Origin of the sequence: Gordonibacter sp. 28C (assembly GCF_003339845.1) — a bacterium.
Classification (GTDB): domain Bacteria; phylum Actinomycetota; class Coriobacteriia; order Coriobacteriales; family Eggerthellaceae; genus Gordonibacter.
The window spans coordinates 15,386-36,817 of record NZ_PPTR01000021.1; the positions used below are offsets into that span (position 1 = coordinate 15,386).

The 21,432-nt window shown below is 57.5% G+C and carries 19 protein-coding genes; 16 read left to right on the forward strand and 3 right to left on the reverse strand.

The window, feature by feature from the left end; genetic code table 11:
* Positions 1-11 precede the first annotated feature (11 nt).
* The 6 genes from rpmH (at position 12) to rsmG (ending at position 3,051) form a co-directional block, all read left to right on the forward strand.
* The gene (gene rpmH / locus C1878_RS16020; protein WP_041239173.1) at positions 12-146 is read left to right on the forward strand and encodes a 50S ribosomal protein L34; all 135 of its coding nucleotides are present in this window, start codon (positions 12-14) and stop codon (positions 144-146) included.
* Positions 147-160: 14 nt separating this feature from the next.
* Positions 161-490 carry a ribonuclease P protein component gene (gene rnpA, locus C1878_RS16025; protein WP_114602567.1) on the forward strand — a complete coding sequence of 110 codons (330 nt, stop codon included), beginning with the start codon at positions 161-163 and terminating at the stop codon, positions 488-490.
* A gap of 10 nt (positions 491-500) precedes the next feature.
* Positions 501-743, forward strand: a complete 243-nt coding sequence (gene yidD, locus C1878_RS16030; protein ID WP_185903996.1) for a membrane protein insertion efficiency factor YidD — start codon at positions 501-503, stop codon at positions 741-743.
* A 48-nt stretch (positions 744-791) separates the two neighbouring features.
* Positions 792-1,562: a YidC/Oxa1 family membrane protein insertase gene (locus C1878_RS16035; protein ID WP_114602568.1), complete on the forward strand. Its 771-nt coding sequence runs from the start codon at positions 792-794 to the stop codon at positions 1,560-1,562.
* 79 nt (positions 1,563-1,641) lie between these two features.
* Positions 1,642-2,175: a R3H domain-containing nucleic acid-binding protein gene (locus C1878_RS16040; RefSeq protein ID WP_114602569.1), complete on the forward strand. Its 534-nt coding sequence runs from the start codon at positions 1,642-1,644 to the stop codon at positions 2,173-2,175.
* A gap of 222 nt (positions 2,176-2,397) precedes the next feature.
* Positions 2,398-3,051 carry a 16S rRNA (guanine(527)-N(7))-methyltransferase RsmG gene (gene rsmG, locus C1878_RS16045; protein WP_114602570.1) on the forward strand — a complete coding sequence of 218 codons (654 nt, stop codon included), beginning with the start codon at positions 2,398-2,400 and terminating at the stop codon, positions 3,049-3,051.
* A 57-nt stretch (positions 3,052-3,108) separates the two neighbouring features.
* Here rsmG and C1878_RS16050 read toward each other — a convergent pair whose 3' ends face one another.
* Complete coding sequence (locus tag C1878_RS16050) at positions 3,109-3,510, reverse strand: endonuclease domain-containing protein (RefSeq protein WP_114602571.1); 402 nt, start codon at positions 3,508-3,510, stop codon at positions 3,109-3,111.
* A 294-nt stretch (positions 3,511-3,804) separates the two neighbouring features.
* Between C1878_RS16050 and C1878_RS16055 the strand changes: the two genes are divergently transcribed.
* Positions 3,805-4,791 (forward strand): ParA family protein, encoded by a 987-nt coding sequence (locus C1878_RS16055; protein WP_369833995.1) that lies wholly within the window; start codon positions 3,805-3,807, stop codon positions 4,789-4,791.
* The gene (locus C1878_RS16060; protein WP_114602572.1) at positions 4,784-5,839 is read left to right on the forward strand and encodes a ParB/RepB/Spo0J family partition protein; all 1,056 of its coding nucleotides are present in this window, start codon (positions 4,784-4,786) and stop codon (positions 5,837-5,839) included. Before C1878_RS16055 ends, C1878_RS16060 begins: the two co-directional genes overlap by 8 nt.
* A gap of 108 nt (positions 5,840-5,947) precedes the next feature.
* Here the strand turns inward: C1878_RS16060 and rlmN are convergent, their stop codons facing one another.
* Positions 5,948-6,982: a 23S rRNA (adenine(2503)-C(2))-methyltransferase RlmN gene (gene rlmN / locus C1878_RS16065; protein WP_114602573.1), complete on the reverse strand. Its 1,035-nt coding sequence runs from the start codon at positions 6,980-6,982 to the stop codon at positions 5,948-5,950.
* 146 nt (positions 6,983-7,128) lie between these two features.
* Here rlmN and C1878_RS16070 point away from each other — a divergent pair, with 146 nt between their 5' ends.
* The gene (locus C1878_RS16070; protein WP_114602574.1) at positions 7,129-8,076 is read left to right on the forward strand and encodes a D-alanine--D-alanine ligase; all 948 of its coding nucleotides are present in this window, start codon (positions 7,129-7,131) and stop codon (positions 8,074-8,076) included.
* 138 nt (positions 8,077-8,214) lie between these two features.
* Here C1878_RS16070 and C1878_RS16075 read toward each other — a convergent pair whose 3' ends face one another.
* Positions 8,215-8,856, reverse strand: a complete 642-nt coding sequence (locus tag C1878_RS16075) for a hypothetical protein (protein WP_114602575.1) — start codon at positions 8,854-8,856, stop codon at positions 8,215-8,217.
* Between the two features lie 379 nt (positions 8,857-9,235).
* On the opposite strand from C1878_RS16075, the gene C1878_RS16080 reads away from it, so the two are divergent.
* From C1878_RS16080 to C1878_RS16105, 7 genes are all read left to right on the forward strand, one after another.
* Positions 9,236-12,373, forward strand: coding sequence for a helicase C-terminal domain-containing protein (locus C1878_RS16080; RefSeq protein ID WP_114602576.1), 3,138 nt, complete (start codon positions 9,236-9,238; stop codon positions 12,371-12,373).
* Positions 12,374-12,401: 28 nt separating this feature from the next.
* Positions 12,402-13,775 carry a hypothetical protein gene (locus C1878_RS16085; RefSeq protein WP_114602577.1) on the forward strand — a complete coding sequence of 458 codons (1,374 nt, stop codon included), beginning with the start codon at positions 12,402-12,404 and terminating at the stop codon, positions 13,773-13,775.
* 63 nt (positions 13,776-13,838) lie between these two features.
* The gene (locus C1878_RS16090) at positions 13,839-17,147 is read left to right on the forward strand and encodes an aminopeptidase (protein WP_241963795.1); all 3,309 of its coding nucleotides are present in this window, start codon (positions 13,839-13,841) and stop codon (positions 17,145-17,147) included.
* A gap of 146 nt (positions 17,148-17,293) precedes the next feature.
* A complete protein-coding gene (locus C1878_RS16755; protein WP_166521699.1) occupies positions 17,294-17,446 on the forward strand; it encodes a DUF5679 domain-containing protein in 153 nt (50 codons plus the stop codon).
* A gap of 523 nt (positions 17,447-17,969) precedes the next feature.
* Positions 17,970-18,755, forward strand: a complete 786-nt coding sequence (locus C1878_RS16095) for a ParA family protein (protein ID WP_114602578.1) — start codon at positions 17,970-17,972, stop codon at positions 18,753-18,755.
* Complete coding sequence (locus tag C1878_RS16100; protein WP_114602579.1) at positions 18,748-19,704, forward strand: ParB/RepB/Spo0J family partition protein; 957 nt, start codon at positions 18,748-18,750, stop codon at positions 19,702-19,704. Before C1878_RS16095 ends, C1878_RS16100 begins: the two co-directional genes overlap by 8 nt.
* Positions 19,705-19,789: 85 nt before the next feature.
* Complete coding sequence (locus tag C1878_RS16105) at positions 19,790-21,022, forward strand: helix-turn-helix domain-containing protein (RefSeq protein WP_114602580.1); 1,233 nt, start codon at positions 19,790-19,792, stop codon at positions 21,020-21,022.
* The last annotated feature ends 410 nt before the right edge of the window (positions 21,023-21,432 follow it).

Below are 21,432 nucleotides of genomic sequence, written 5' to 3' on the forward strand. Positions count from 1 at the left end.
GGGAAATGACCATGAAGCGCACGTATCAACCTAACACGCGCAAGCGCGCCAAGTGCCACGGCTTCCGTGCCCGCATGTCGACGAAGGGCGGCCGTGCCGTTCTGTCTGCTCGTCGCGCCAAGGGACGCAAGCGCCTCTGCGTGTAGCCAGGGGTTCTGAGTTGGAGACCATAAAATCCAACGCGGAGATATCTTCCCTGTTCACGCATGGTAAGCGTTTGCACACGCCTTACCTTACGTTTATTGTGGTACGCAATGAAAAGCAGCACGACCAAGCAGGTCGTGCTGCTTTTGTTGCTGGAAAGAAACTTGGCAACGCGGTGTGGAGAAACAGCGCCAAGCGGCGTATGAGGGCCGTGTGTCGTGAACTTAACGGGCCTTGGAAGGGCTACGATGTGATTTTCCTCGCAAAGTCGAACATCGTGAGCTCGTCTTATAGTAAAGTGCTAGCAGCATGTGACGATACGTTGAAGCGAGCCGGGGTGCGATGAGGTTCTTGCGATGGGGACGATCTCCGATTTCATAAAACGCCTGCCGAGCACTATTGCGGTGTTTTTGATCACGTTCTACCGCGCGGCTATCTCTCCGCTTTTTCCCTCGTGCTGCCGTTTCACGCCAACCTGCTCCGAGTACGGGATCATAGCCTTCAAGCGCTATGGGTTCTGGAAAGGATTGAAGTTGACGGTGAAGCGGATTTTACGATGCCGTCCGGGAGGCCCTCACGGATACGACCCTGTTCCTTGAACAAGCGGTTCGTGCGGCTTCTTTGGTATATAGGAAGGAAAAAGCTACATGTGGGACGCATTTAAGGATCTGATATTTCAGATCATCCAGTTCTTCTACAATTTTTGCGGGGACTGGGGCCTTTCAATCATCATCGTAACGGTCATATTCCGTGTGCTGATCTCGCCTCTTATGCACAAGCAGACGAAATCGTCCTTCCAGATGCAGAAGGTCCAGCCTCTGATGAAGGAGATCCAGACCAAGTACGCCGACGACCCCCCACGTCAGCAAGAGGAGATGCAGAAGCTGTACGCCGAGGCGAAGTTCAACCCCTTGGCAGGTTGCTTGCCCATGCTCCTTCAAATGCCAATCTTCATGGCTTTGTTCCAGGTGCTTTCAGAGATGGGCGCCCGTACCGAAGGATCGACCTACGAGTTTTACAATTTGGTTCCAAGTTTGGTCGAGCGTCCTTCTGAAGCTTTTGCCGTAGGATTTGGAACATTTGTTCCCTATTTGATCCTTATGATCATTTTTGCCGGTGCCACGTTCCTCCCCATGGTTCTTCAGCAGATGAACAACAAGGATAACGCCCAGCGCAAGCAAACCATGATCATGTCCGGTGTGATGAGCCTGTTCATGCTATGGATCAGCTGGGGCTCCCCTGCAGGCGTTCTACTGTTCTGGGGTGCTTCTTCGCTTATTGGTCTTGGGCAGCAGCAGATTTCCATGCGCATTATGAAAAAGAGGGATGCTGAAGCTGCTGAGACCATCGAGGTGAAGCCGATCGAGGTCGACGTTACCCGTAAAGTGAAAAAGCCTCGTCCGACTAAGAAGCGCTAATTCGGTTAGAATGTTTCACGTGAAACAATGAGTTTAACCGATTCGAACTCACGTGGGTTGCATATCGAAGGAGTCTGCCATGACTGATGAAGCTATCGAAGAGAAGCAGGACACTGAGGAAACCCCGGAAGAACCTGTCGAGCTGACCGATGAGGAGCTCGATCGCATCGCCGACACGGCTATTGCCGCCTTGCAGGACATTCTCAAGTATTTCAACGTCGGAGAAGTAACGATCGACGAGTACGAAGGTGACGAAGGAGAATTGATCCTCGACATCACGGGCGATGACCTGGCCGTGCTTATCGGGCGGCATGGCAAAACGCTCGATGCTCTGCAGTTCCTCGTTTCTGCTATCACGGTCCGGACGATCGGATATCGCTATCCGGTTGTAGTGGATATCGAAGGCTACAAAGGACGTCAGCGCCAAAAACTTGAATCCATAGCCCGCTCCTCCGCCAATAGAGCGGCGAGTCAGAATAGAAGCGTCAAACTTCGTCCGATGACTCCGTACGAGCGTCGTATCGTTCATATAACCTTGAGGGACGACGACCGAGTGGAAACGGCTTCCGAAGGAGAAGGAAGCGCGCGTCACGTTGTCATTCTTCCTCGCTAGTTTGAACTGATTAACGTTATTGTATGAAGCCTTCGGAAACGGAGGCTTTTTCATATTGTGATGTTTCACGTGAAACATTTGCCATATTAGGATTGGTTGCATCCGATTGTTTCACGTGAAACAATCGATGGAGGATGTGTACATAGCCAATACCGATTACAGTAACAAATACGTGATGATACACTTATCCAAACAAGCGTATACCTCTATTAAGGATTCACAATGCAGCATAAAGATCTAATAGACCTTTATCTAAAAAAAATACTCGAAGCTAATGAAACAACCAATCTCACGCGCATATCCTCTCTTGACGAAGCTCGAAAGCTCCATATAGAGGACTCGCTCGCCGGACTTCAAGAACTAAATAGTGCACCAGAAGGATTGTACGGCGATTTGGGAACTGGTGGAGGTTTTCCAGGGGTTCCTCTTGCAATCGAATCGGGAAGAAAAACTGTCCTTGTTGATTCGGTTCAAAAGAAAATAGCTATTATGGAATCTATTCTTTCGGAACTGGAATTGGATGAGCTGATCACCACGTACAGTGGCCGAATAGAAGATCTTGCAATAGATCGACCTAAATCTTTTGCCGCGTTAACAGCTCGTGCTTTGTCGAAGCTGTCTGTCCTTATGGAGCTCGCGAGCCCATTGCTTGTAAAAAATGGATTGTTGATTTGCTATAAGGCAAATATCCAAGAAGATGAATGGGATCATGCGCTCTCTCTTCAAAGCAAGTTTGGGTTGAGCCTTCGTTCCGATAGAACATTGACTCTTAGCGATGGGGAAACTTCAAGAAGGATAGTGTGCTTCGAAAAAATCGGAAAACCTAAGATTAAATTACCAAGAAGAGTGGGTTTGGCTCAAAAGAAACCTCTCTAGATTGTTTCACGTGAAACAATCTATGGTGTCCTTAGAAGTGATGTTTCACGTGAAACATCACTTTTTGTTTCTAACTAAGTCCAAAGGTATCGCGCATAGGTCGTTTCTTCTCTTCTGAACCTCTTGATGAATAGCCTCGCAAACACCTTCAAGATTTTCTCGTACATACGAATTTGGAAATCTCAATTCTTTTATACCTTCCATTTCTAGATACGTCGTACGAATTTCATCGTATCTTCTATGATTCTCCTCGTAGTGTTGAGAACCGTCGAGTTCAACGCTCAACCTTACTTTCCGGCATAAAAAATCGACGATGTAGGGACCGATGATAATTTGGTTTGAAAAACGGATCGGATAATCACGTAAAAAGCTGTACCAGAGCTGTTTCTCGGCTGGGGTCATGTTTCTCCTCATAAAACGAGCATGTTCTGCCAATAATGTTCGAGTTGCACGATCCATTGAATTCCTTTCTTTGAATTGAAATTTGGTAAAAAGGATAACTCCCTAACCTTGCACACGAACCGTAATTGATTCCAAGAAAGTTCGTAAAAACCTTGCACGAATCCAACGAAACGACCGTTGTTTTCTTGCGCGGTCCTAACCAAAACATTCTGCAAAGCTTGCATAAAACTAGTCTTCAAGTTATGTAAATGAAACCGGTAGGGCAGAGACGCGCGAATACACACGTATAGTGTTTCACGTGAAACATAAACAAGGTATACTAACGATACTGCTCTTGAAAGGGGGCCCTTTGTGGGACTGTTCGATAGTCTAAAACGAGACAGAAAAACAGCTGAGACTGTCACCAAGCAATCTGAAGAACCAATCGCTATCGAAGACTCATCCTATGAGGACAATATCGTTATTGAAGATGTAGAAGTCATCGAGCGCGAAGTGGTTCATGAGGAGGAAAAAGAAATTCCCCTCAAGCCTATCAAGTCCTTCAAGGAAAAAGCTCCTGTCAAGCATGTTATAGGTCAAACGAAGGTCATGGCCATTATCAACCAGAAGGGCGGCGTTGGGAAATCAACGACTGCTATCAACCTGTCTGCTGCTTTAGGAGAGATGGGCAAGCAGGTTCTTCTTGTCGATCTTGACCCCCAGGGCAATTCTTCAAGTGGTCTCGGAATAGAGAAAAGTCGTGTCGATCACTGTATTTACGATGTTCTTCTCAACGATGTTCCTGTAGAGGATGTCATTATTCCCGATGTGTGCGAAGGGCTGGATGTTATTCCAGCCACTATCAACCTTGCTGGAGCAGAAGTAGAGCTTGTGTCTGAGATGGCACGTGAGAACCGTTTGCGTGATTCGGTGGGGTCTTTGAGGGGCAAGTACGACTACGTTTTCATAGATTGCCCACCGTCGCTTGGTTTACTAACGGTAAACGCGCTTGTTGCTGCCGATAAACTGCTCATTCCAATTCAATGCGAGTTTTATGCATTGGAGGGTGTGACAAAACTCCTTGATTCAATGAAACGTGTCAAAACGCGCCTTAATCCATCTTTGGATATTTTTGGCGTGCTTCTTACTATGTACGATGGGAGAACGACCTTATCAAAGCAGGTTGTAGAAGAGGTTCGCAGCTATTTTGGGAAAACCGTGTTCGAGACGCTTATTCCTCGTACGGTGAAGCTTTCTGAAGCACCTAGTTTCGGACAGCCCATAACGCAGTACGATCCCTCCGGCAAAGGCGCTCAATCGTACATTAATCTTGCAAAGGAAGTGATTAACCGTGGCTAAATCAACGAAAAGCGGATTGGGACGCGGTCTTAATTCGTTATTGGGTGGCTCTTACGAAGAAGCGGTTCCGCCTGAGCCCGCCAAGCCGGCTCCACGCGTCATTATCGAAGCTGAAGAGCTTCCTGCACCTGCAAAACGAGCGGTTCCTCCTTCTGTTCCGGTTCAAAGCACCGAGAAACCGTCGGTTAACAAGGAATCGTCTTCCGAGGAGTTTATCAAAGACGAAGACCATGTGACTATAAAGAGCGTTGTCGAACGAAAAACAGACGAGGTTCCGCTCGATTCGGTGTCTCCTAACCCCGATCAGCCCCGAACGAACTTCAAACAGGAGGAAATAGAGGAGCTCGCCGCCTCCATCCAGAAAGACGGGCTTCTGCAACCTATACTTGTTAGGCCGGTCGGGTCCAACAAGTATCAGATAATAGCAGGCGAAAGGCGCTGGCAGGCGTGTAGGTCGATTGGAATGAAAACCGTTCCCATTCGTCTTAAAGAGGCGGATGACGACAAAGCCCTTGAACTTGCGCTTGTGGAAAACGTGCAGCGATCGGATTTGAATCCGATCGAAGAGGCATATGGTTATCGACGTATGATGGAGCGACGCAATCTCACCCAATCCGAAGTCGCACAGGCTATGTCGAAAGGGCGTTCCACCGTCGCCAACGCATTAAGGCTTCTCGAGCTACCCGAGGAAGCCCAGCAGTTGCTGTTCGAAGAAAAGATCACTGCAGGGCATGCTCGTGCCATTCTCTCCATTCCTTCCAAAGAGGGAAGGCAGAAGCTCACGCAAAAACTTGTTGATGAAAAGCTTTCAGTGAGGGAAGCAGAAGCTATAGCGCGTCTTCTTGCGGGAAAGAAGAATTCGGAAGCCTCCCAGCAGAGGCAGCCAACGCCGAAATCGTTTAAGACAGTGGCAAAGGCTTTGAGAGATGTTCTGCATACCAATGTGAGAGTTAAAACCGTCCAAGGGAAGAACAAGATTGAAATAGAGTTCAAGGACGAAGACGAGCTTGAAAAACTTTTCGAGGAATTGATAGCTTCAACGTCTTGATGTTTCACGTGAAACATCAAAGATCGAAAAACAAAGGAGCCCGTTAACGGGCTCCTTTGTTTTGCCATGTAATCAGCGAGTGTTTCACGTGAAACACTCGCCGGTCTCTTACATATGCCTTTCTATTTCGTTCTTCAGCTGCCCGCAGGCACCAGCAATATCGCTACCTCGAGAATTTCGTATGGTCGCTTCAATTCCGTTTTTATTCAACGCCATGTGCCAATGGTTCATAGTTTGCCAAGAGCTCGGTTGATATTTGGATCCCTGGACCTTATTTAATGGAATCAGGTTGACATGGCAAAGCAGTCCAGCGCAGAAATCAGTCAATGTCTGTAAATCGACTGCGCTATCGTTCGTGTCCCTTATCATCGCGTACTCAAGGGTAACCCGGCGATTAGTACGTTCTATATACTTCAAAAGGGTAGTTTTAAGATCTTTGAGCGAGTATTTGGAAACCCCCGGCATGATGTTATCTCGAGTGCGCTGAAAAACAGCATGAAGTGATACGGCAAGCGTAAATTGCTCGGATTCATGGCTGAGCCGATCGATGCCGGGAATAATACCGCAAGTGGAAATGGTGATATGACGTGCCCCTATGTTTAAAAGCTTTTCGTCGTTTAGTATTTTCAAAGCCGCAATGGTGTGGTCGTAATTAAGAAAAGGCTCCCCTTGTCCCATTACCACAACATTGGACACGCGTTTTCCCATATGCTCTTGGGCTATCAATACTTGATCGACGATTTCCCCTGTAGAGAGGTTCCGAGTAAACCCTTCTTTTCCCGTCGCGCAGAACACGCATCCCATTGCGCAACCGGCTTGGGTGGAACAACAAACAGTCAGCCTGCCGTCGTTGGAGGGAATCGCGACCATCTCCACGCATGCACCATCGTAAAAAGAAAGCACGCATTTCATGGTACCGTCATGCGAGGTTTGCATGTCGATGACTTCAGGGACGTGCAAAGGATAGTCTTCCGACAACTGTTCGCGCAAAGCATGCGGAAGATTAGTCATGTCGTCGTAACTTTTCGCATGGTGGAGATACAGCCACTCGATAAGTTGCTTGCTGCGGAAGGAGGGTTGCTTCAGATCTTTCAGAAGGTCCTGAAGCTCTTCAAGCGTATATGATTTAATTGGTTTTGTCATGATCTCATTATATCCTATAGCCTTTGTTTGAAGTGTTTCACGTGAAACATTGTTCTTCGCTGCAAGGGAAAACACGGTGGAAGAGGGTATTTGCTATACTGCATCAAGGCTATCGGCTTCATGTTGATGAAAGAAGGTTTGTTTTCATGGTTGAATGCGTTGATCCCCGACATTGCCATGTTGCTTTACTTGTTGGAGGTGCCAGCGGAGAACGGGAAGTGTCGCTTGCGTCTGGCGATGGTGCGCGGCAAGCCTTGGAGGAAGCGGGTTTTCGTGTGACCGTGCTCGATCCGGCGGTCAAGAACGATTTGAAGGCTCTTATCGACGGAAGCTTCGACGTTGCATTCATTTGCCTGCATGGGAAATACGGAGAAGACGGCACCCTACAGGGCTTGCTTGAAATGATAGGGCTCCCTTATATCGGCTCGGGTGTGTGGTCGAGCTCTCTAGCCATAGACAAGGCAAAATCGAAAGTCTTTTACAAGATGTTCGATATTCCAGTTCCCCCTTCGATCACGCTGCATGCAAACGCCCCTTTTAATATAGATGATCTTTTAGGTGATCTTGGAGAGCATTGCGTGGTCAAACCTGCTACAGAAGGAAGCGCATTAGGGGTATTCATTGTAGAGGGAAAAGATGAGATCCAAAAGGCCATTGAAAAGGTATGGGAATTCGACGATGAAATCCTAGTGGAGCGGTATATTGATGGTAAAGAGTTGACCGTTGCAGTGATCGGCAACGAAGATCCACGTGCGCTTCCGATAATCGAGATCGTTCCCGTCAACGAGTTTTACGACTACGAGTCGAAGTACACGCCAGGAGCTTCCCAGCATATTTGCCCAGCTCGCTTGTCTGACGAAACGACAGAGCTCGTTCAAGAGCTGGCGGTGAAAGCCCACTTGGCGCTCGATTGCTCGGGAGTGTCCCGCTCGGACTTCATTTTGGATAACGACGGAGCGTGCTGGATTTTGGAAACGAACACCATTCCGGGTATGACGGGAACCTCTTTGCTTCCGGATGCGGCACGCGCTGCCGGTATATCCTTTGCCGAGTTGTGCACCATGTTGATAGGTTTCGCGCTGGAAAAGCGATGAACATGTGATTGAAGTGTTTCACGTGAAACACTTCAGATAAAAGTCGGTTGAATCGACGGAAGCCTCGATGTTTCACGTGAAACATCGAGGCTTCTTAATCTTCTTTGCAACGAGGTTTTTTGCAGCAGGTGATGAGAGTTAGAATACGCCGCAGGATTTCAACCCGAAAATACAAAGGGCGACAAGCGCGAGCAAGAATAGCCAGCTAACGGCGTAACATCCTTTGTTTCCTTTGCGCCCTTGCTCGATGAGCTTTTCCGAAGCTTTGCGATGGCTCTTCATGATGACTGTACCGCCTTTTTTTGAAGGCATCGGCACGGTTTTCACAGGGGACCATGTTCCGTTACTGTCGAGTATTTGCTTTGCCCCTTGCTCGCCAAGATCAACTTCCGGGCGAACTCCGTCCATGATCCGTTTAGCCACACCTTGGATGAACGTGGTGAAAACCTGCTCATGTCCAGGCGCGAAGCACAACAGCGCCGCTTCGCCCCAATATTCTCCTGGCTCGGGGCTGTCAGTGTAAGCGACGAAAGACAAAATTGCTTTAAGTTTCCAATCTCGAGCATGCAAAACGCGCAGGCGTCTGGTTGTGTCTGCGTCGAAGAATCCAACGAGTTTTCCGAAGCGGTTTTTCATCCATGCAACAGGTTGAGCGTCGTTCGTGACGAATTCGATGTCGAACACGTCTCCGACAAGGTTGTCTGCTCCAAGAAGCACAGCCGCGTCCTTTTTGGACGCCGTGTCGAATCGTGCGTAAAACCCAGTGTAAGTGGTTTCCATTTTCACCCCTTGAATATCTAAAATGCGAGTTGAAGTGTACCACGAACGCAAGTAAGTGAATCTCGTTTTAACCAAGCAGCATGGCTCTCACTAAACAAGAACAAATGTGCTATATATTGAAAATTGATGAGTAAAGGCTAACGCGCGGCGGAACCGAATGGAAGACTGGCTATATCCTTTGAACCCGCGCCGAAAAGGGTACGGACGATGTTGAAGGGCTACCTACGTGGAATTAGATGAAAAAGGGGGAACGAGACAAGAGCTCGCTTGTCTCGTCGTCGATGTTTCACGTGAAACATCGACGGGCGCCAGGCGCGCTTTTGTGCGGTGAGGGTGTTTTCGTTTGTGCGAATAGTGGAGAGATGGTAGGCTGATCGTTATGAAAAAGCACAGCGAGCAGGCGCACGGAATCCTGCATGGTTTCATAAGCGACGGCACTCCCGAGGCCGTTCAAAGGCGGTACGCCTCACTTCCGGAAATTGCCGCTTCGAGCGATTACGGCGATCTTGACCGCAACATCGTCATATTGGATACGGAGACGACGGGTTTCTCGTTCAATCACGACGAGCTGACCCAGATCGCCGCCGCGCGAATGGAACAGGGCAAGATCGTCGAATGGTTCATCACGTTCGTCAACCCTGGCAAACCCATTCCCGAAGAGGTCGCCCATCTCACCGACATTCACGACGAAGACGTAGCCGACGCGCCATCGCCGTCCGATGCCCTTGCTGACCTGGTTGAATTCGTCGGCGATGCGAAAGTGGTCGCCCATAACGCCGAATTCGACCGGTCGTTCACGACACGCCACCCCAGTGGTTATCCCTTGTTGGAGAACACCTGGATAGACTCGCTCGATCTTGCCCGCATCGCGCTGCCGCGCTTCAAATCGCATCGCCTGCTCGATTTGGTGAAAGCTTTCGGCGCTCCGCTCTCCACGCATCGCGCCGATGCCGACGTCGAGGCCACGTGCGCCATCTTCCGTATTTTACTGGCCGCTGTCGCGTCGATGCCCTCGCCGCTCGTCCGCGAGATAGCCCGTATGGCCGCACCCGAGCAATGGCCCACCCAGGTGGTGTTCGATTACTTCGCCACTCAAAAAAAGGATTCAAGCGCGGAAGAACCCATCGAAGAGGCAGCGCCTGAGCGAGAGGGACGGGATCAAGCGTCCGAGACGACGGTTCTTCAGCACGCGTCCAATCAGTCTGCCGCGCGCGAAAACGAGCGGTTCTCTCTGCGCGCGATGCGCCGGGAGCGCGTTTCGAAATTCGATCGCAAGCCGAAAACCGATGCCGACGCCATAGCCGCCGATCCTCTGCGCGACTTGGCGTTCCCCTCGCCAGAGGACATCGCTTCCGCGTTCGCCGCGGACGGGCTGGTGGGGGGCTTGTACGATGATTTCGAGCCCCGCGCCGAGCAGCTTGCCATGGCGGAAGCCGTGAGGGCTTCGTTCGCCGCATCCGACAATCTTATGGTGGAGGCAGGCACGGGTGTGGGGAAGTCCATGGCGTACCTGGTTCCCGCCGCTTTGACGGCTCGTAAGAACAACATATCCGTAGGTATCGCGACGAAGACGAACGCCTTGCTTGACCAGCTGATTTACCATGAGCTTCCCGCGCTTGGGCAGGCATTGGAGAAGGCCTTCCCACTCGAGTGCGGATCTTCGGGCGGCGATGAGGGGGAAAGCGGGCTGACCTACGCGGCGCTCAAAGGTTTCTCCCACTACCCCTGCCTGCGCAAAATAGACCGGCTGGCAACCGAGGGCGCCGGAACGCGACTCGTAGGCGGGAAAGAGCAGACGCAGGCCCCGGCCCTCGCAGCCTTGCTCTCCTACATCGAGCAGACCGAGTACGACGATATCGACGGCCTCAAGATCGACTATCGCGTGCTGCCGCGCTTCGCCATAACCACGACGAGCCACGATTGCCTCCGCCGCAAATGCCCCTATTTCGGCCCGTCGTGCTTCGTTCACGGCGCGCGGCGCCGAGCCGAGTCCGCGGATATCGTGGTGACGAACCACAGCCTTCTGTTCTGCGACCTCGCCGCCGACGGGGGGTTGCTGCCGCCGATTCGCTATTGGGTTGTCGACGAGGCCCACGGAGCCGAAGCGGAAGCGCGCCGCGCTTTCTCGCTGTCCCTTTCCGCCGAAGACATTCTGCGCCTGGTGTCCCGCGTGTCGGCCGACGAAGCGTCCCGCAACGTGTTCGTGCGCGCGGAGCGCCGCGTGGTCGCGCCGGAGAAGGGCGAGGGAGCCGTTTTGTTCTACGCGCTCACCGGCAAAGCGCGCGCGGCCGGCAAAACCTACGCCGACGCCGCGCGGGAATTCACCGCTCATCTCAAAGACCTGCTGTTCTTCGACGGAAACAAGCGAGGCAAGCAGTACGACTACGTGGAGTTGTGGATCAACGACGACATTCGACGCAGCGACACGTTCTCGCGCATCGCCTCGCTCGGCCGCGTGATGGCCGACGCCGCGGAGAAGCTGGTCACCACCTGCCAGGAGCTCGTGGGTTATCTGGAGGACGTGGACGGAGCCGCTGACGTGCAGCGCGAGATAGCCTCGATAGCCATGGAATTGAAAGACCAGCTCAGATCGGTGGAAATCATCCTCGATCAAGCACCCGGCGGTTACGCCTACGCGGCGACGCTCTGCCGCAAGAACGACAAGGCGACCGACAAGCTGGAGGCTTTGTTGATCAACGTGGGCGACGCCATGAACGAGACGCTGTACGCGCGCACCCATTCCGTGGTGTTCGCGAGCGCGACCTTGGCCGTCGACGGAAAATTCGACGCCTTCGAATCGGCGCTTGGGCTGAACGCCGGCGAGCTGTCTCGCTGCCGACCTTGCCAACTGGACTCGAGCTACGATTTCGACGCCCATATGACGGTGTACGTGGCCTCGGACATGCCCGAGCCGAACGACCCGGCGTATTTGGAACGGCTGCAAAACCTGCTCGTTGACGTCCATAGGGCCCAGCAGGGGTCGATGCTCACGCTGTTCACGAACCGCAGGGAGATGGAGCGCTGCTTCGACGCGGTGCAGCCGGCCATCAAGGCCGACGACCTGCGCCTCGTTTGCCAGAAATGGGGTGTGTCCGTCAAAGGGCTGCGCGACGATTTCCTCGCCGACGAGCATCTGTCCCTGTTCGCCCTGAAGAGCTTCTGGGAAGGCTTCGACGCGCCGGGAGCCACGCTCAAAGGCGTCGTCATTCCGAAGCTTCCGTTCGCGAAGCCCACGGACCCGCTTTCGTGCGAGCGCGCCGCGCGCGACGACCAGGCTTGGAGGCGCTACGTGCTGCCGCAGGCGGTGCTGGAAACCAAGCAGGCCGCCGGCCGCCTCATTCGGAAAGCGGACGACAGGGGAGTGCTCATCCTTGCAGACAAGCGCCTCGTCACCAAGGGTTACGGCAAGGCGTTCCTGAACTCGCTGCCAAGCCGCACCATAAAGGTTCGCACGTGCGCGGAGATCGCGGCCGACCTCGCTGCCTCGGCCTCCGCCGACGGCGACGAGCGCACGTGAGGACCGGCCCGTTCCTCGGAGCTGATGCATGGGTAAGCAAAACGACAAACTGGGACGAGCCGCTCATATAAAGCGGCATACGGTGGGCACGTCGAACGAGATTTCGCTCAGCGTGCTCGACGCCGCCAAGAACGAGCTCGAAGGGGACGCCGGCAAGGACACCGCCGCCCGCCCATCCCGATTCGGCCACATATCCCTGTTCACGCTGCCGCTGCGCAGGAAGAAGAGCATCGCGACCCCCACGAAGGAGCGGGGCCTGCCGCTCTCCAGCGGAGAGTTCGCCTCTGCCGAGGGGGCGTCTGCGCCTTCCTCGGTGGGGAAGGTCGATATAGGGTCGCCCCAGTCGGGCGCGACGACGGTTTCGACGCAATCGACGCGCGCGGGCGCGGTTTCTTTGCCGGCGACAGCGGGCCTTGGCCGCACGTCTTCTCCGAAGCCGGCGCTCTCTTCCGAAGACGAGATAGCCCGCCGCAAGGCCCGCCGCCGGCGGCATCGCGTGTTGGCCGCCGCCCTCGCCGTGCTCGTCGGGCTCGGCCTCGCCGGCGCGGGAGGATGGTACCTGTACCAAGACCATCAGAAGCATATGAGCCAGGTGTCCCAGCTCGACGGGGCGCTCGACCTTATCAGGGAAGCCGACGAAACCGTCGTGGCGTTGGACGGGCTTGTGGCGAAGCCGCTCGAGTCCGGTTCGATCTCGGCCGCCGACGGCGTCCTCGGCGAGCTGCCCTCCGCTGTCTCCCAACTGGAGGAAGCGGATGCCGTCGCCCGGCGCTTGTCGGTTGACCTGCGAGAATCAGGGGAAAAGGAAGCAGCGAACCAAACGGTCGCGGCCGTGGCCGCCCGTATCGCCCTGCTCGACAGCGGACGGCAGATCGTCGAGCAGGCGCAGCAAACCGATGCCGCCGCCCGCTCCGTGCGCGAAGCCTGGCAAGGTGTCATCAAGGCCGACGGGCTTGCCCGCGATGCGGCGGCCCTCGTCGCCGACACCACCGACGAGAACGTGGCGGCTTCGAAGGAAAAGACCGGAGCCGCCATCGAGGCGTTCTTGGCTGCCCAGGGCGATTTGGAGGAGTTGGTTTACGAAAACCCCGATGCCGACCTGGCGGCGCTCCTCGATTACGTTGCCAAGCGGCTCGAGGCCATGGGCTGCGCCTTGGCATCCGACGACGCGTTCCTTTCGAAGAACAAAGAGGAAGCCGTCGCCCAAAACGACGCTTACAACCGGGCAGACGCCGAAGCCGCGACCATCGCCGCCACGCTTCCCGCCGACCCCGCACAACCGGTTTTGGATGCATACGACCAGGCTACCGCCTCAATTTTCGAGACGTATTCAACGGCTCGTTCACAAGCTGGATCAGCGGATGCGTTTCTTCGTGATTATTTGGGAACGACTAGTAAATAGCGTATACTGGCAAAATATATGCCTAGTAGGATGTCACAAGATCGTGAGCGAAAGGCAAAAGGTATGCCGGAAATACTAGACCACGTTGCATATTTGTCGCAACAAATCGGCCCGCGTCCTGCCGGAACGGAAGAAGAGCAGCAGGCCGCGCTCTACATCACCGAGCAGATGCAGAAAGAAGCCGGCCTGTCAGCGGTTATCGAAGACTTCACCGGCGCTGGAAGCGCCGACGCCCCTCGCGCTATCTGCTGCGCGGCCACGTTGATCGTCGCTGTGCTGGCTATGTTCCTGTCCGTCATGGTCATCCCGGCCGTCATCGTAGCCTTGATCGCCTTGCTGCTGCTCGCTGCCGAGGCGTTCGATCGGCCCGTCCTCTCCAAGACGTTTTCCCGAGGGGTCAGCCAGAACGTCGTGGCAAAGTACGAGCCCGGTTACACCGCCGAAGCGGGAGGTTCGCGCCGTCGCAAGATCGTTCTCGTGGCCCGCTACGACAGCGGCAAGGTGCGCGCCGAGTTGAAGCCGCCTTTCGTTTCCGCGTTGCCCGTGCTGCGTTGGATCAACCTGGGGGCCATGGTTCTCGTTCCCGTGCTGCTCATCTTGCGCGCCACGCTGTTTCTCCATGCCACCGGCGTAAGCGAGATCGTGCTCAACGTGCTCATGGTCATCGCCCTGGTGTTCGTGGCGCTTCCGGTTTTGGAGGCTCTTTTCCACAAGCTCGCCGCGTACAACGAAGGAGCGAACTGCAATGCGTCGGGAATCGCCGTTCTGCTCGATGTGGCCCGCCGCGTGGGTCGCGGCCGCATGAGCGAGGCCGCCCTTGCCGAACGGGAGGGCGAAGCCGTCGTCCACGGCGAGCAGGTCGCGCGCGCGGCCGGACTCGTTCCCGAAGGCGTGGAGATAGTCTACGCCGCCTCCAATGTGAAGCCGCCGGAGCCGGCGCCGCAAAGCGAGGCCGCTCGCCTCGCCGCTGCGAAAGCCGCCGTGGCGGCGCTCACCGGAAAGCCGGTAAGCGGGCGCTCCCCGTCCGACCTTGCCGAGAACCTGGTTCAAGTGAAGGAACCGCCGCTGGCGGCGCCGACGGACGCCGATTACCAAACGCAGCGCGGCGAGACCCGCGAGGCATTCACCGTCATACCGGCCGAGACGGTTCAGGCCGCGCTCGCAAACGCCGAAGCCGCTGCCAAATGCGAAGATGGGACCGACGCTGCCGCATCGGGCGCCCCCCTGTCCTTCGCGGCCCCGGTGCCGGCGGCCTCTCCGTCCGACGACGGGGTTCCGGACTGGTTCAAGAAGGCCCAGGAGAAAGCCAAGAAGCCCGTCGACAACAAGCAAGTCCATCGATCTCGTTATGCGGACGCGCTTGATGCCGCCCTCGCCGAAAGCGAGAACCACTCGGAGGAGGCGCCGAGCGCGCCTATGTCCGAAATGGAGGCTCGCCTGCAGTCTGTAAGGGACGGCATCATGGAGGTAAAGGCCCCGCAGGTCCCGCGCGACGGCGACTTTGCAGCCGATTTCCAAGCCGATGCTTCTGCGGCAGCCGAAACCCTCGACGCCGACCCCGCTTCTTCGGCGCCCACGCCGGCCGTGCCCGAAATCCGCTTCGAATCGCCCGTCGAAAACGCGCCTGATTCCGATGCGGGAGCCACCTGCGCCATGCCTCCGATCGATGTGAGCGAGCTGCGCCTCGGCGATGTTCCGTCGATAGGCGACGTGCCCATGCCCTCGTTCCTCGACCCTGCCAAAGCTCAGGCCGAGAAGCTTGAGGAGCGCGGAGAGGTGAACCGAACCTCGAACCGCGTCGACGTGACCGCCGCCGTTATCGGTGACAGCGGCCGCATAGAGCAGCTTCCCCCGCAAGAAGGACAGCCGCAGGCCGACGCGAGCCAGATGCCCTCGTCAGGGGAGGACGGGTCTCCCGCTCCCCATCGCCGGCCCATCGTGCTGCCCGACATCGGCGTGTCCGCAGCCAACTTGGCCCCCATAACCGAGTTGCCGAAGCAGCGCGCGCCGCTTGCCGAAGCCGAAACATCCGGCAAGAGCGCGGCCAAAAGCCTGCTCACCATGCTGCCGTCGATCGATCCCGCGCAGCCTGCCTCCGCGGGCGGCTCGACGGAAGACGCTCCCGCTTCCTCCGCCGCTCCGCAGCGCGCCGACCTGCGTGCCGCGCTGCCCTCCCTGTCGGGCGCCATCCCTCGTCAGGACGACGGGGCCGTCAGCGCCGCCGGCGCGTTCGTTCCCGCCGGCGCCACGGGTGCCTTCGCCCCCGTGGGCGACGAGCTGCTCGAGAACGTCGATCCCGACGACATCTACGTCGACGACGCCGACGACTCCGCCTACGAGGGCGAATACACCGAGACCGGAGCCTTCGCCGGTTCCGGCTACGTGGACATGCCCAAATCGCGCGCGCACCGCTTCTTCGACAAGCTGCGTTTCCGCAAGCGCAAGGAGGAGGACGAGCCCACGCCTCAGGAGTGGCTCGAGGTTGACGAGTCCTTCGACGCCCGTTCCGCCGGCGCGGCGCGCGGCGGTTGGGAGAGCTTCCGCGAGGACCAAGGCGACCAAGAGGGCTATTACGAGGAGGAAATCGTCGACGACGCCCTTGTCGTCGAAGAGGAGAACGACGGGTATTTGGCTCCGCTTGCCGGTGCGAGCCCTGAGGACACGTTCGCCGGCGTAGCTTCCAGCGCCCCCGCTTCCGACTTCGCCGAGGACGACTTCTCTCTCGACGACGTGGACGAATACGAGGACGACGCGTTCCGCTCAGATGGCGGGCGCCGTTGGAACGGCGGAGGCTTTTCGCGCGTGCGCATGGGGCGCGCCAACGACATGACTCCCGAAGACCTTCCGGTCGAGGACGATGCGCCGCCGATCCGCCCCGACGACGTCACACCGCCGCCCGAGCTCAAGGACATCTACCAGTTCCGCAACCCCGACATCAACACAGAGGTTTGGTTCGTCGCGCTCGGCTCCGAGCTCGCCCAGCACGGCGGCATGCGCGCTTTCCTCGCCGAGCACAATCAGGACCTGCGCGGTTCCATCATCATCGACATCGACGCGCTCGGTGCCGGCGAGCTCAGCATGATAGACCGCGAGGGCATGTACCGCAAGTCGAAGGCGTCTTCGCGCATGAAGCGCTACACGAAGAAGGCGTCCCAGGCCACCGGACTGCCCATCGACACCGCCTCGATCCTGTGGGAGGACAGCGCGGCTTCGGTGGCCATCAAACAGGGGTTCCAGGCTATGCACCTAGCCGGCATGGACGGCGCGAAGCCGGCGTTTTTCGCCCAGGGCGACGACGTGCTCGAGAACATAGATGAAGAAATTTTGAATAACAACGCGGAATTCGTTATGGAGTTGTTAAAGAATATCTAACGGTGCGCCGGCATCCCCGGCGCGCGCCTTGTGCGGTGCCGTATAATGTCGGCCGTATGTTTCTCGTAAGATTCCCCGAGAATCTCGCGTGATCTAATGCGGGCTCGTCGCCCGTTTCAACTAAGAAAGAAAGGTGTTTGGAAGCCATGGCTATCGAAGCGTATTGCGTCAAGTGCAAGGCCAAGAAGATTATGCAGGACCCCGTCGAGAGCACGACGAAGAACGGCAAGCCCATCACGAAGGGCAAGTGCCCCGACTGCGGCACCACCATCTGCCGCATCGGCGCCGCCAAGAAGTAGCCTCGGCGCCTCCAAACGCAGACGAGAGCATCGCGACCCCGGGTCATCGACCCGGGGTCGCTTGCGCTGAAGACGGAAAACGGCGCGGAAGCAAACGGCTTCGCCTGCGCCGAGCGGGTGGCGCGTGCTCGGGCGGCAGCTTTCCAGCGCTTGCCCCTGACGTGATTTTTACGAATTTGGAGGCAAGCTCGCAAGCCCTGGGTTATACTAGGAGCGCTCGATGCGCCGGGGTCGCTCCGGCAGCGTAAGGTGCGGGTGTCGCCAAGTGGTAAGGCCCAAGCTTCCCAAGCCGTAGACTTGGTGAAGCCCCGCGAAACTCGCGAAACGCGCGGTCGAGAAATCCCCAGTTCAGAATGGTGTTTTCCGAGCTCCGCGAAACTCTCCTCTCTTCTTGGCCCTCCGTGAAACCCCGATTTTTCCAGTACCTTTCCAGTACTTTCAGGAAACGTGCGGCCTGGGCGCGACACGCGCGCAGGCTCGTCTGGCCTCCCGATGCGGGTTTCCCGCAGAACGGAGGAAGGACATGCCATGCAGGACGATCGCGGTGGCGAACCAGAAGGGCGGCACGGGCAAGACGGCCACGACCCTGAGCCTGGGCGCAGCGCTCGCGCGACGCGGCAAGCGCGTGCTTCTGGTGGACACCGACCCGCAGGGCGACCTCACCAAGTCGCTCGGATGGGCAGACCCCGACGCGCTGGACGTCACGCTCGCCAACCACATCCAGGCCGTCATCGACGGGGAGGATCCCGAACCCGACGAGGGGATGCTGCGCCACGGCGAAGGCGTCGACCTCATGCCTGCGAACATCGACCTCGCCGGGTTGGAGATGGGCATATTCATGGCCGTTTCGCGGGAGCGGCTGATCGACGCCTGGGCGGCGCCCCTGAAAGAGCGCTACGACTTCATCATCTTCGACTGCGCGCCCACGCTCGGGATAATCCCCGTCAACGCCTTCGCCGCCGCCGACGGCGTGCTCGTGCCGGTCTCGGCCGAGTACCTTCCCGCCTCCGGCATGACCGGCCTTTTGAAGACGGTCGGGCGGGTCAAGCGCCAGATCAACCCTTCGCTCGAGGTTGAGGGGATCCTCGTCACGCTCTACGACGCCCGCAACAACCTCGCGAAAGAGGTGGAGCGCACCATCCGCGAGCAGTTCGGGGGAGCGTACCGCGTGTTCGACGCGGTCATCCCCAGGGCCGTCTCGGCTGCGGAGTCGCCCGCCTCGGGAACGAGCATCTTCGCCTACGACGGGGACGGCAAGGTGGCGGTCGCCTTCTCGCGCCTCGCCGAGGAGGTGCTGCGCCATGGCTAGGAAGAAGATGGCGGCAATCGAGCTCCCTTCGGTGGACAGCCTCTTCTCGTCGCAGGAGGAGCGCGAAGCCTCCCGGGCCGAGCGCGTCGCGAACATACCCTTGGACGCGATCGAGCCCTTCCCCGGGCACCCCTTCCGCGTTGTCGACGACGAAGAGATGGAACAGCTCGCGGACAGCGTGGCGGCCTGCGGCATCCTCGTTCCCTTGACGGTGAGGCCCCTCGGCGCGAACAGGTACGGCCTCGTGAGCGGGCACAGGCGCAAGCGGGCGGCGGAGCTGGCCGGACTTGCCGAGGCGCCGTGCGTGGTGCGGGACATGGGCGACGACGAGGCCGTCATAGCCATGGTGGACTCGAACCTGCAGAGAGAGGCCATCCTGCCGAGCGAGCGGGCGTTCGCTTATTCGATGCGGCTCGAGGCGATGAAGCGCCAGGGCCAGCGCACCGACCTGACTTGTGCCCCACCGGAGCACAAGTTAGTCGGCAGGAGGTCTCGCGACATTCTCGCCGAAGAGCTGGGGCAGAGCAAGGAGCAGATCAGGCGGTACATACGCTTGACCTTCCTCATCCCCGACCTGCTGTCCCTCGTCGACGAAGGGGCCATAAAGCTGCGCCCCGCAGTCGAGCTGAGCTACCTCGCCGGCGATCAGCAAAGGTGGGTCGCCGAGGCCATAGGAGTCCAAGCCTGCACCCCCTCGCACGCCCAGGCCATCAAGATGCGCCGTTTCTCGGAGGAAGGGAGGCTTTCGGCGGCGGTCGTCCTCTCCATCATGGAGGAGGAGAAGCCCAACCAGGTCGAGCAGTTCAAGATGCCGAAGGCGCGCATCGCGAGGTTCTTCAGCCCCTCCGCCACCAAGGACGAGATCGAGGGGCGCATCGTCCGCGCGCTCGAGCTGCTCGAACGGGCCGAGCGGCGCCGCGACGGGCTGGACGGCGGCGGTGCCTCATGAAGACCGTCTCCGTTCGGGCCCTTCGGGCCCCGCTGCCCGAAGGGCCGTCCCCTCTCTTGCTCCCCCAATGCGAAGGAGGTACGCCGTGGGAAACGTGATGCACCGTGGCAAGGGCTCGTTCACACACGTCGAGAACACGGTGTTCTTCGACCACTCCCTGAGCCTCAAGGCGAAGGGAATCTACTGCCAGATACGCTCGCTGGAGAACAACTCCGAATGGGTCTTCACCATCCGCGGGTTCTCCACGCTCGTGCGGGACGGCGTGGACGCGGTGACCGCCGGCATCAAGGAGCTCGAGGCGGCGGGCTACATCATCCGCGCCCGCAAGCGCAGCGAGAACGGGCGGTTCCTCAAGGCCGAGGAGGCCACATGGATCACGCTCGACGACCCGGCGATGCACGCCGAGGTCTCGGCCGAGCTGAAGGCGGACGGCTTCGCGGTGCTCTCCGAGTTCTCGCGCGAGCCTCCCGCCAACGTGGAGTGCGAACCCGGCGCCGAGCCTAGCGCGCACGAGGGCGAAAGCCCCGATGGGGGCACGGACGTCGCCAGAACGGGAAAACCCGTATCTGGGGAAGCCACATCTGGGAAACCGGCCCCAATAAAGTACTCATCGGATAAAGGGGTCGATTCCGATAAACGACCCCCCTCTTGTCCCCCCGGCCGGGAGGAAGCCGAAGAGAAGAGGCGGGTCGATGGATTCGTGGCGTACAGGAAGGGCGAGTTCCCCGAGGCCTTCGAGCGGCTGTGCGCCATGTCCATCAAGCCGGTGAGGTCGCTGCGGTTCAAGCGGGACTGCCTCGCCGCTTGGGAGCGCAGGGTCTCGCAGGGGTTCGCGCCGGAGCAGATCGTCGATGCCTATGCGGCCTACGCCAAGAGCTACTGGCTGCGCAACGGCGACGACGCGACCCTCGCGAAGAACCTCGCCCGCTGGATCGAGGGCGAGGGAGGGCTTTGCGCCTACTCCGACGAGCCCGTGCCTCCGGACTTGCTCGACGCCGACGGCGGGCCGCTCGACATGGTTGGCCTCGCGCAGGCGGATCCCGAGTTCGCGAGGCTCTGGAGGCGGGTGGAGACGAGGCGCAGCGTCATCCGCTCCCAGCTCTACTCGGACGGCGGTGCGGTTTCCGAAGCCGCGGTTGCGAAAACGTGCGAGGAGGACGAGCATTACAGACGCTACCTCGCCGCCTGCGAGGAGCGGCACGGCCGCTACTTGGAGGTCTACGGGTTGCTCCGAAGCCCTGACGTCGCTTGCGAAGGCGCTCGCAAGAGCATCGTTGGAGAAGGGCCGAACCCCTACGGAAGGAGGATGCCGGCATGAAAGCGGTCTGGAGATTCGCCAAATGGCTCTTCCGAGCCGTGTTCCGTTTCATGTGAGGATTGCCGGGAGGCGAGGGGCGGACGGAAGGCCGCAATCCCGCCCCCGTCGCCCCCGCGTCTGGTGAAAGCGTGCATTCCCGCCGATGCGGCAGATGATGCTTATAATGGACGGGTCACGCTAATCGAATACCTACGCCAAATACCGAGCAGAGGGGCATCTGCCGTTTGGGTATTTGGCGTACATTTCCCACAGCGTGACAACTGAGGCGGATGCCTCTCTTTTCGTTAATATGAGTAGAACATTGTCAAGAGGCAATAAAGGCTCAGGCCAGAGATTTGCTCCAGCTTGAGCCTATCTATCTTCACTTGATCTCTGATCTCGACAAGCAGTGTCAAACCGACGCTCGTATT